Below are 9626 nucleotides of genomic sequence, written 5' to 3' on the forward strand. Positions count from 1 at the left end.
CGCGCCGCCTACCGTGGCCCCCCCCCCGTGTCGGGGACGGGGTGTGGCTGCGGTTGCGGTGCGGGCGGGTGGGGCTCAAAGGGGCAGCCGCGAGGGCGAAGGTGGCCGCAGCAAGTACCGCAGCGAGCACCGCGAGCGAGGAACGCAGCAAGGCCCCCGAGTCGTCGCGGCTGGGGCTTTGGAGGTGTTCCTCGCCGATCCGAAATCAGCTATTTATAAGCGAGCGGCTGGGCTTCTGAACCCGTCCGCTGCCGATCTCCTGTCGATCACGTCCTTGTCGACACGCATTACCGCTCCGAACCTCTACCCGGCGTATGGCCTCGGAGTCGTGTGACGTCTGCGAGCGGTCCGTCAGGATCGCCGGCGGGATCGGCGACCTGTGGAACTTCGCGTTCGAGTCGACGCAGGGAATGACCCTCGAGCTCTCCGACGGCGCCGAGTTCTTCCTCTGTTTCGACTGCATGGAGGCGCTGCCCGACGACACCGAGCCCACCGAGGCGGACGTCGTCGACCTTCGCGAGCGCACCGACCCCGTCGAGGAGGACGGGAACGACTTCTGGCACTGGAAGTGAGACGCGTCGGAATAGTGGGTTTCAGCAATTGATCGGTTGTAACGAGTCGAGTAGGGATCGACGGTGAACACCGCCAAAGCCCCAGCCGCTCGCTTATAAGTGGTTGCTGGCAGACCGGCGGTGACCACCTCCAAAGCCCCAGCCGCGAGGACTCGCGCGCTTTGCTGCGCTCCTCAGTCGCTCGTTTCACTCGCTCCCTGCGGTGCTTGCTGCAGCGTGCTTCGTCCTCGCGACTGCCCCTTTGAGTCCCACCCGACCGCAACCGCACAGCACCTCACGCCTCCCCAGCCTCGCGGTTCGCGCTCTTCGAGCGCTCACTGCGTCCCTCGCACGCGCTCCTCGTGGCCTGCCGGCCACTCGGAGGCGCGCGCCACCACGTCAGCCGTCGATTATTTATAAACACCCCGCCGCGCTCCCCGTCACACCCCTTTTTGAGCGTATCATAAGGACCATACCCTCTCGCGACCCGATACGATCCATCAGGTGGATCCCGTGACAGAGAAACGCGAATACCGCGACGACTACGACGACAAGACGCTGTACATCCCCGGGCCGACCGAGGTCCGCGACGACGTCATCGAGGCGATGACGGAGTCGACGTTCGGGCACCGGATGGACCGGATGACCGACCTCTACACGACCATCGTCGAGGACACGAAGGAGTTCCTCGGCACCGACAACGACGTGATCATCCTCACGGCCTCCGGCACGGAGTTCTGGGAGGCGTCGACGCTCAACCTCGTCGACGACCGCGTCTTGGTGCCGACCTGCGGGAGCTTCAGCGAGCGCTTCGCCAACGTCGCCGAGCGGCTCGGCAAGGACGTCACCCGGCTGGAGTACGAGTGGGGGAACGCGGTCAAGCCGGAGGACATCCGCGAGGCGCTCGAAGCCAGCGACGAGGGGTACGACATGGTCGCGGGCGTGATGAACGAGTCGTCGACCGGCGTCCGGAACCCGATCGAGGAGATCGGCGACGTGATCAGCGAGTACCCGGACACGTACTTCGCCGTCGACGCCGTCTCGTCGCTCGGCGGCGACTACGTCGACATCGACGAGCACGACATCGACGTGATCTTCGCGTCCACGCAGAAGGCGTTCGCGATGCCGCCGGGGCTCGCGGTCTGCGTCGTCAGCGACGACGCCTACGACCGCGAGGTCGAGAAGGGCGACTCCTCGTGGTACGGCGGCTTCCGGCGAGCGATCGACTACTACGATCGGAAGGGCCAGACCCACTCGACGCCCGCCATCCCGATCATGTTAGCGTACCGCAAGCAGATGAAGCGGATGCTCGACGAGGGCCACCGCGCCCGCGACGAGCGCCACCGCGAGATGATGGCGTACGTCCACGACTGGGCCGACGAGCACTTCGCGATGTTCCCCGAGGAGGGGTACGAGTCGCAGACGGTCGCCTGCATCGAGAACACGCAGGGGATCGACATCGCCGCGACCATCGAGGAGGTGAGCGAGGAGTACGACATGGCCTTCTCGAACGGCTACGGCGACATCGCCGAGGAGACGTTCCGCATCGGTCACATGGGCGAGCACACGGTCGAGAGCGTGAAGGAGCTCACCGACGCGATCGAAGACGTCGCGGACCTGTAGCGCGACCGGCCGTTTTCACCTGATTTCGCTCACTCGTCGTGCCGCGGCTCGACCAAGTCGAGCCGGTACCGCCGACCGCCGGCTTCGGTCTCCTCGACCGCGACGACGACGAACGAGTGGTCGCCGACATCGACGATATCGCCCGTCGAGAGCGGGCCGTCCGGCCCGGACACGCCGCGTCGGCGTCGGTTCCGACGGGAGCGCTCCGCGTCCTTCCCGTCCTCGCCGACCACCGCCGGGGCAACGCCGATAACGGCGCGGTCGGCCTCGATCGCGCGGTTCCAGAACGCGTCCGACGGCGGGAGCGGGCCCAGACGGTCAGCCAGTTCCGCTCTCGTGAGTCGCTTCATACGGCCCCGGTCACAGCCAGAGCAGTTGTGCGTGTCGGGTTTCTTCGACATCCAGCACCGTCTCCTCGTCGACGAGCCCGGCCTCGACCGCGACGCTGACGGCCTCGACGCCGACGATGTTCGCGACCTGCGCGCGGTGGAGCCCGGCGACGACCTCCTCGGCGCTCGCCTCGACCGCGTCGTCGCCGCCGTAGAACTCCTCGGTGACGGTGAGCGTCACCGGACCGTCCTCGTACGTCTCGCCGAGGCAGTCGGCGTCGCAGACGGAGACGAGGGTTCCCTCCGCGGTCTCGCGTTCGCGCAGGAGCATCTCGGCGGCCCGGTCGCCCATCTCAGAAGCCCTCGGGCCCCTCGCCCTGGAGCTCTCGCTCCGGGGCCTCCGCGCCCTCGCCGCGCTCCTCGTCGCGGGGTCGGCCGCCCGGCTCGCCGCGGCCACCGCTCGGCTGACCGCCGGTACCCGGCCGACCGCCGGCTCCGCCCTGCCCGCCGCGACCGCCCGGACCGGGCGCCTGACCCGTCTGTTCCTCGACCATCTGCCCTTCCGCCTCGCGGCGGATCTCGTCGGCGCGGTCGGCGACCTCCTCGGCCTGCTCGTGCTCGCCCGCCTCTTCGAGGGCGCGCGACTTCTCTTCGAGGACGCCCGCGCTCCGATAGCCGAGTCGGATCGCGTTGTCGAAGCAGGTGACGGCGTCCTCGGCGAGCCCGCGCTCGACGAGCAGGAACCCCCGGTTGTACCACGCTTCGGCGAAGCGCGGGTCGGTCTCGACGGCGCGTTCGGCGTGTTCGAGCGCCTGCTCGGTGCGGCCGAACTCCCAGAGGGCGTACGCGAGGTTGGTCTCGGCGGTCGCGGCGTGCTCCGAGGCGTCGTCGATCCGCAGCGCCTCCTTATACGCGCCGATCGCCTCGTCGAACTCCTCTAGCTCGGCGTGGGCCGCGCCCTTGTTCACCCACGCTTCTTGGGCCTCCAGCGAGTCCTCCTCGGCGAAGCTGGCGGCGCGCTCGAACGTCTCCGTCGCCTCCTCGAAGCGGTTGATCCCCATGTACGAGAGCCCGACGTCGATCAGGCGCTCGACGTCGATGGCGTCGCTCTCGACGTTGCGCTTGTCGAGGATGTCGGTGAGCACGCGGGAGTCGACGGGGTCGACCGTGTTCGGGTCGGCGTCGATCTCCTCTGGGTCGAGGGTGAACTCCTCGTAGTCGGCGTCGACGCCCTGCCCCGCGGAGAACTCGTGGCGGTCGTCGTCGCGTTGGTCGGTCATATACCGGGTTTTGGCGGTCACGACGCGTAAGGGTTGCGTCGCCGACCTGACGAGTACGGAGTTGGTGTCCGCGACGCGGTGAGCTTCTCCGGCGCCCGGCCGATTGTTTATACGTCGGTGAATGCGTATCAGCGGTGACCACCGCCAAAGCCCCAGCCGCGACGACTCGGAGGCTCCGGAAGGCGATCGCCTCGCTTCGCTCGGCGCTGCGACTTCCGTCGTTCTAGTTATAACCGAAGTCTCGCCTCCCACGCGACGGTCACCTCCCGCCGACCCGAACGCCGCCACACCCGCAACCGACTTACGAATCCGCCGCGACGGGCCGGTATGAGCGATCACGACCGGACGGCCGCGGTCTCCCGCGAGACGAGCGAGACGACGATCGATCTCACGCTCGCGATCGACGGCGACGGCGACAGCGAGGTCGACACCGGGATCGGCTTTTTCGACCACATGCTGGCGTCGTTCGCCAAGCACGGCCTCTTCGACCTGACCGTCAGGTGCGACGGCGACACCGAGATCGACGACCACCACACGGTCGAGGACGTGGCGATCTGCCTCGGCGAGGCGTTCGACGAGGCGCTCGGCGAGAAGCGCGGCATCCGGCGGTACGCCGACCGACGGGTCCCCCTCGACGAGGCGGTCGCGAGCGTCGTCGTCGACGTGGCCGGTCGCCCGTACTACGAGTTTGAGGGCGAGTTCTCGCAGGAATCGGTCGGGGAGTTCACCAGCGTCATGGCCGACCACTTCGCGCTGTCGCTGGCGCACAACGCCGGCCTGACGCTTCACGCCGCGGTCGAGACGGGGGACAACGCCCACCACGAGGTGGAGGCCCTTTTTAAATCGCTCGCGCGGGCGCTCGACGACGCGACGCGACTCGACGGGCGCCGCAGCGACACGCCGAGCACGAAGGGCGAGTTGTAGGCCGGGGGGACACCGACGACCGCCGACCCCGGCCACCGCCCCGTTCCGACGCTTTAAATCGGGGCGGGACCCACCCTCCGGTAATGCAACCGAGTTCGCTCTCCGGGCTCCCCGCGGGCGTCGGCGAGGCGCTCGAAACGGAGGGCGTCGCGGAGCTGTACCCGCCCCAACAGGCCGCCGTCGAGGCCGGCGTCGTCGACGGCGAGAGCCTCGTCGCCGCGGTGCCGACCGCCTCCGGGAAGACCCTGATCGCTGAGCTCGCCATGCTGTCCGCGATCGAGCGCGGCGGCAAGGCGCTGTACATCGTCCCGCTCCGCGCGCTGGCCAGCGAGAAGAAGACCGAGTTCGAGCGCTGGGAGGACCACGGCGTCACCGTCGGCGTCTCCACCGGCAACTACGAGTCCGACGGCGAGTGGCTGGCGACCCGGGACATCATCGTCGCCACCTCGGAGAAGGTCGACTCGCTGATCCGGAACGGCGCCCCGTGGATCGACGACCTCACCTGCGTCGTGAGCGACGAGGTCCACCTCGTCGACGACGCGAACCGCGGCCCCACCCTCGAAGTGACCCTCGCGAAGCTCCGGAAGGTGAACCCCGGGCTCCAGACGGTCGCGCTCTCGGCGACCGTCGGCAACGCCGACGTCATCGCCGACTGGCTCGACGCCGAGCTCGTCGAGTCCGACTGGCGGCCCATCGACCTCCGAATGGGCGTCCACTTCGGCAACGCGATCGACTTCGCCGACGGGAGCAAGCGGGAGGTCCCCGTCGAGCGCGGCGAGGACCAGACCGCCCGGCTCGTCGCCGACGCGCTCGACACCGAGGAGGACGGGCAGGGCGGCTCCTCGCTCGTCTTCGTCAACTCTCGGCGCAACGCCGAGTCGTCGGCGCGGAAGCTCACCGACGTCACCGGCTCGCGGCTCACCGGCGACGAGCGCGATCGGCTCCGGGAGCTCGCCGAGGAGATCCGCGGCGTCTCCGACACCGACACCTCCGAGGACCTCGCCGACGCCGTCGAACAGGGGTCGGCGTTCCACCACGCGGGACTCGCGAGCGAGCACCGGTCGCTCGTCGAGGACGCGTTCCGCGACCGGCTCATCAAGTGCATCTCCGCGACGCCGACGCTCGCCGCCGGCGTCAACACCCCCGCTCGCCGCGTGATCGTCCGTGACTGGCGCCGCTACGACGGGGAGTTCGGCGGCATGAAACCGCTCGACGTGCTGGAGGTCCACCAGATGTGCGGGCGCGCCGGGCGACCGGGGCTCGACCCGTACGGTGAGGCGGTGCTGCTCGCGAACGACGCGGACACGAAGGAGGAACTGTTCGAGCGGTACCTCTGGGCCGACCCCGAGCCGGTCCGCTCGAAGCTCGCCGCCGAACCCGCGCTCCGGACCCACGTGCTCGCCACGGTCGCCTCGGGGTTCGCCTCCACCCGCGACGGGCTCCTCTCGTTCCTCGACAACACCCTCTACGCGACCCAGACGGACGACGAGGGGCGGCTCGCGGCCGTCACCGACACCGTCCTCGACTACCTCGCCGTCAACGACTTCGTCGACCGCGACCGCGACGGCCGGAGCGAGAGCCTGACCGCGACCGGCATCGGCCACACCGTCTCGCGGCTCTACCTCGACCCGATGAGCGCCGCCGAGATGATCGACGGATTGCGGTCGGTCGGGGACGGCGGTCGGACCGCGGCGGGAGGCGGAGAGTCCGGCGAGTTCGTCAGGACCGCCGACGACGACGGCGACGAACCCGGATTCGGGACGTACACGCGGGCCGGCGAGGACGGAGAGGACAGCGAGACGGAGGCCGCTGCGGGCGAAGCGACCGACGGCGAGTCCGATGCCTCGTCGCCCGAGGTCACCCCGCTCAGCCTCTACCACCTCGTCAGTCGGACCCCGGACATGTACGAGCTCTACCTGAAATCGGGGGACCGCGAGACGTACACCGAGCTCTGCTACGAGCGCGAGGGCGAGTTCCTCGGCGACGTGCCCTCGGAGTACGAGGACGTGCGCTTCGAGGACTGGCTCGCGTCGCTCAAGACGGCCCGCCTCCTCGAGGACTGGGCGGACGAGGTCGACGAAGACCGCATCACCGAGCGGTACGGCGTCGGTCCGGGCGACATCCGCGGGAAGGTCGACACCGCCGAGTGGCTGCTCCGCGCGGCCGAGACCCTCGCGCGCGACGTGGAGGGAGTCGACGGCGACGTCGTCGTCGCGGTCCGCGAGGCGAGAAAGCGGATCGAGTACGGCGTCCGCGAAGAGCTGCTCGACCTGGCCGGCGTCCGAAACGTCGGCCGGAAGCGCGCCCGCCGGCTGTACGAGGCCGGCGTCGAGACCCGCGCCGACCTCCGCGAGGCCGACAAGGCGGTCGTGCTCGGCGCGCTCCGCGGCCGCGAGCGCACCGCGGAGCGGATTCTCGAACACGCGGGCCGCGAGGACCCGTCGATGGACGACGTGCGGCCGGACAAGACGGCGTCGGCGGCGGCGACCGCGGGCTCCGCGAGCGACGAGAGCGGTGACGGGCAGGCGAGTTTGGGTGATTTCGAATGAGCGACGAGGCGGGAGCGACCGCCGGAGGCGACGACGGCGTCGACGACGCGCTTCCACGTCCGTCGACACCGCCCCACCGCCTCGTCCGCGGGACGGTCGCGATCGACGACCTCGACGCGTTTCTCTCCCGACTCGCCGACATAAGCGCCGAGACCGGGGCGGTCGTCCAAGCGTTCGACGCCGACCTCGTCGTCTCCGACGCGCACCTCGGAGCGGCGACCCGTCTCGCCGCCCGGGCGATCGCTCGCGGAGAGGCCGTCGCGCGCGATCCGGGCGTCGAGATCCTGCTGTACGCGGCCGGCCGGCGACAGATCGACCGCGCGCTGACGCTCGGCGTCTCGGAGGGCGAACAGCGCGCCGTCGTGCTCGTCGCCGACTTCGGCGGCGTCGACGGCGCGGACCGACCCGCCGCGGACCTCGACGCGGCCGTCGCGTCGGTCGAGGAACTGACGACGCCGGCCGCGGACGCCACCGGGTTCGACACGGGGAAAGTCAGGGAGTTCTACGGCGTCGCCGACCGCGAGCTCGCGGCGACGGCCGGCGGCCTGGCCGATATCGTCCGTGAGCGCGTCGCGCTGCTCGACGTCGAGAAGTGATCGAGAGCACGGAGAGATCCGTTCGCATACCCCTTCATTTCTACTGGAAACCGCAGTACGTGAGCGGTGTCCGAGTCCAGGCGAAGCAAACGATCGAGTCGAACGAGGCGAACCATCCGAAACGGGCCTTGCAGATGAACCGGAGCAGACCGTCGTATTTGGGATCGAGAACGGGGCGAACCGCGAGAATAGTCCATCCTGGATTCGAACCAGGGTCGAAGCCCCCAGAAGGCTTCAGGATTGGCCACTACCCCAATGGACTGTGCGCAACCATCGATAGCCAGTGCGTGTTTGTAAGCGTTGCGCGTCGGCGGCCCTCTGCCACGCGTTCACAGGGTGAGAATGGCCGACGCGCCGATCGCGACCGACGCCGTACCGATCGACGAACGTGCGTATATCGATGCGCTTTACTCTCCCGAATAACCACGAACCTGTATGTACGTCGGACGATTCGTCGTCGTCGCTCCCGGAATCGGCGCCTACCGCGTCTCCTCTCGCTCGTTCCCCAACCGACGCGTGCTCGACCGCGACGGGACCCTCACGGTCGGACCGACGCCGGACGCCCCGGAGACGGACAATCCGTACGTCTCGTACAACTGCGCGCGACGGGTGCGAACGCCGACCGACGAGCCGCTCGCGGTCGTCGGCAACGGCTCGCACGTCGACCCGATCGCGGAGAAGCTGGAGCTCGGCTACCCCGCGCGCGACGCGCTGGCGACCCCGCTGCTCGCGCTCGACTTCGAGAAGGACGACTACGACACGCCGCGGATCGCCGGCGTCGTCGGGAGCGAGACGGCGACGATCGGCGTCGTCCGCCGCGACGCGCTGATCGTCGAGCCCGTCGACGAGCCGACGATCGTCGCCACCTACGAGACCGACAGCCCGGAGCCGTACGCCCTCGCGGCGGCGGGCGACGAGCGTCCGGACGCGGGCGCGGCGGCGACCGAGGTGCTCGACGCCGACTACGAGCACTCGGTGTGCGCCGCGGGTGCGACCGTCGACGACGACGGCGTGACGCTCGCGTTCGATAACGGCGACGCGTAGCGCCCCCCGAGGCGGGAGCGGCTCCGCGGCGTCCCGGCCGACCCCTTTTCCGGCTCCCGACGCCTTTTGCCCGCGGCGGCCGACCCGTCTCCATGGAGCGCGTCACCGCGGCCGACTACCACGACATCGCCAAGCCCGCCGACCCGCGGATCTCGCCCGACGGGGACCGGGTCGCCTTCCTGCGACGCCAGCCGACCGACGACGAGGAGTACGAGTCGACGGTGTACCTCGTCTACGTCGCCGGCGGTGACCCTCGCCGGCTCACCCTCACCGAGGGGTCAGACGCGGAGCCGCGCTGGAGCCCGTCCGGCGACCGGATCGCGTTCACCTCGACGCGGGGCGCCGACGACGACCGCCAGCAGCTGTGGGTGCTTCCGGTCGACGGCGGCGAGGCCCGCCGGGTCACGGACGTCGTCGGCGGCGTTTCGGAGATCGCCTGGTCGCCGGACGGGGAGCGGATCGCCTTCGTCCAGTCGGTGACGGCCGAGGACCGCGACGAGGATCGGGACCTGTCGGTGCCGGAGGAGTACGAGCCCGACGGACATCCCGACCCTCGCGTCATCGACCGCACCGTCTACCGCTCCGGACGGGAGTACTTCGACGGGCGGTGGTCCGGCGTGTACGTCGTCGACGCGGACGCGGCGGTCGACGGCGCGGCGGCGCCGGACTCCGCCGAGGGCGTCGAGCGCGTGACCGCCCGCGACGCCGGCTTCGCCGCGCCCGGCTGGGG

The 9626-nt window shown here is 69.9% G+C and carries 9 protein-coding genes and 1 pseudogene; 7 read left to right on the forward strand and 3 right to left on the reverse strand.

The window, feature by feature from the left end; translation table 11 throughout:
• Nucleotides 1-314: 314 nt before the first annotated feature.
• Both OQF71_RS12390 and OQF71_RS12395 read left to right on the forward strand, forming a co-directional pair.
• Nucleotides 315-572, forward strand: a complete 258-nt coding sequence (locus OQF71_RS12390; protein ID WP_280588036.1) for a hypothetical protein — start codon at nucleotides 315-317, stop codon at nucleotides 570-572.
• A gap of 492 nt (nucleotides 573-1064) precedes the next feature.
• Nucleotides 1065-2174 carry an alanine--glyoxylate aminotransferase family protein gene (locus tag OQF71_RS12395; protein ID WP_280588037.1) on the forward strand — a complete coding sequence of 370 codons (1110 nt, stop codon included), beginning with the start codon at nucleotides 1065-1067 and terminating at the stop codon, nucleotides 2172-2174.
• A gap of 29 nt (nucleotides 2175-2203) precedes the next feature.
• On the opposite strand, the gene OQF71_RS12400 is transcribed toward OQF71_RS12395, so the two are convergent.
• From OQF71_RS12400 to OQF71_RS12410, 3 genes are read right to left on the reverse strand one after another with little or no spacing between them, the layout of a single operon-like run.
• Nucleotides 2204-2524: a hypothetical protein gene (locus tag OQF71_RS12400; RefSeq protein WP_280588038.1), complete on the reverse strand. Its 321-nt coding sequence runs from the start codon at nucleotides 2522-2524 to the stop codon at nucleotides 2204-2206.
• Nucleotides 2525-2534: 10 nt separating this feature from the next.
• A complete protein-coding gene (locus OQF71_RS12405; protein WP_280588046.1) occupies nucleotides 2535-2834 on the reverse strand; it encodes a DUF424 domain-containing protein in 300 nt (99 codons plus the stop codon).
• Nucleotides 2835-2856: 22 nt separating this feature from the next.
• Nucleotides 2857-3783 carry a tetratricopeptide repeat protein gene (locus OQF71_RS12410; RefSeq protein WP_280588039.1) on the reverse strand — a complete coding sequence of 309 codons (927 nt, stop codon included), beginning with the start codon at nucleotides 3781-3783 and terminating at the stop codon, nucleotides 2857-2859.
• Nucleotides 3784-4110: 327 nt separating this feature from the next.
• Between OQF71_RS12410 and hisB the strand changes: the two genes are divergently transcribed.
• From hisB to OQF71_RS12435, 5 genes and pseudogenes are all read left to right on the forward strand, one after another.
• Nucleotides 4111-4707: an imidazoleglycerol-phosphate dehydratase HisB gene (gene hisB / locus OQF71_RS12415; protein ID WP_280588040.1), complete on the forward strand. Its 597-nt coding sequence runs from the start codon at nucleotides 4111-4113 to the stop codon at nucleotides 4705-4707.
• Between the two features lie 83 nt (nucleotides 4708-4790).
• On the forward strand, nucleotides 4791-7256 hold the full coding sequence (locus OQF71_RS12420) for an ATP-dependent DNA helicase (RefSeq protein ID WP_280588041.1): 2466 nt from the start codon (nucleotides 4791-4793) through the stop codon (nucleotides 7254-7256).
• Nucleotides 7253-7852: a KEOPS complex subunit Cgi121 gene (gene cgi121, locus OQF71_RS12425; RefSeq protein WP_280588042.1), complete on the forward strand. Its 600-nt coding sequence runs from the start codon at nucleotides 7253-7255 to the stop codon at nucleotides 7850-7852. The genes OQF71_RS12420 and cgi121 overlap by 4 nt, the downstream gene beginning before the upstream one ends.
• Before the next feature lie 435 nt (nucleotides 7853-8287).
• The gene (locus tag OQF71_RS12430; RefSeq protein WP_280588044.1) at nucleotides 8288-8896 is read left to right on the forward strand and encodes an IMP cyclohydrolase; all 609 of its coding nucleotides are present in this window, start codon (nucleotides 8288-8290) and stop codon (nucleotides 8894-8896) included.
• A 92-nt stretch (nucleotides 8897-8988) separates the two neighbouring features.
• A pseudogene (locus tag OQF71_RS12435) lies at nucleotides 8989-9626 on the forward strand (S9 family peptidase); the annotation flags it as partial.

Origin of the sequence: Halorubrum sp. Boch-26, assembly GCF_029889805.1 — an archaeon.
Classification (GTDB): domain Archaea; phylum Halobacteriota; class Halobacteria; order Halobacteriales; family Haloferacaceae; genus Halorubrum.

Coding starts and splice junctions, on each gene's coding strand:
- OQF71_RS12410 (WP_280588039.1), bottom strand. CDS start 3,783: ATGACCGACCAACGCGACGACGACCGCCACGAGTTCTCCGCGGGGCAG.
- OQF71_RS12430 (WP_280588044.1), top strand. CDS start 8,288: ATGTACGTCGGACGATTCGTCGTCGTCGCTCCCGGAATCGGCGCCTAC.
- hisB (WP_280588040.1), top strand. CDS start 4,111: ATGAGCGATCACGACCGGACGGCCGCGGTCTCCCGCGAGACGAGCGAG.
- OQF71_RS12405 (WP_280588046.1), bottom strand. CDS start 2,834: ATGCTCCTGCGCGAACGCGAGACCGCGGAGGGAACCCTCGTCTCCGTC.
- OQF71_RS12400 (WP_280588038.1), bottom strand. CDS start 2,524: ATGAAGCGACTCACGAGAGCGGAACTGGCTGACCGTCTGGGCCCGCTC.
- OQF71_RS12420 (WP_280588041.1), top strand. CDS start 4,791: ATGCAACCGAGTTCGCTCTCCGGGCTCCCCGCGGGCGTCGGCGAGGCG.
- cgi121 (WP_280588042.1), top strand. CDS start 7,253: ATGAGCGACGAGGCGGGAGCGACCGCCGGAGGCGACGACGGCGTCGAC.
- OQF71_RS12390 (WP_280588036.1), top strand. CDS start 315: ATGGCCTCGGAGTCGTGTGACGTCTGCGAGCGGTCCGTCAGGATCGCC.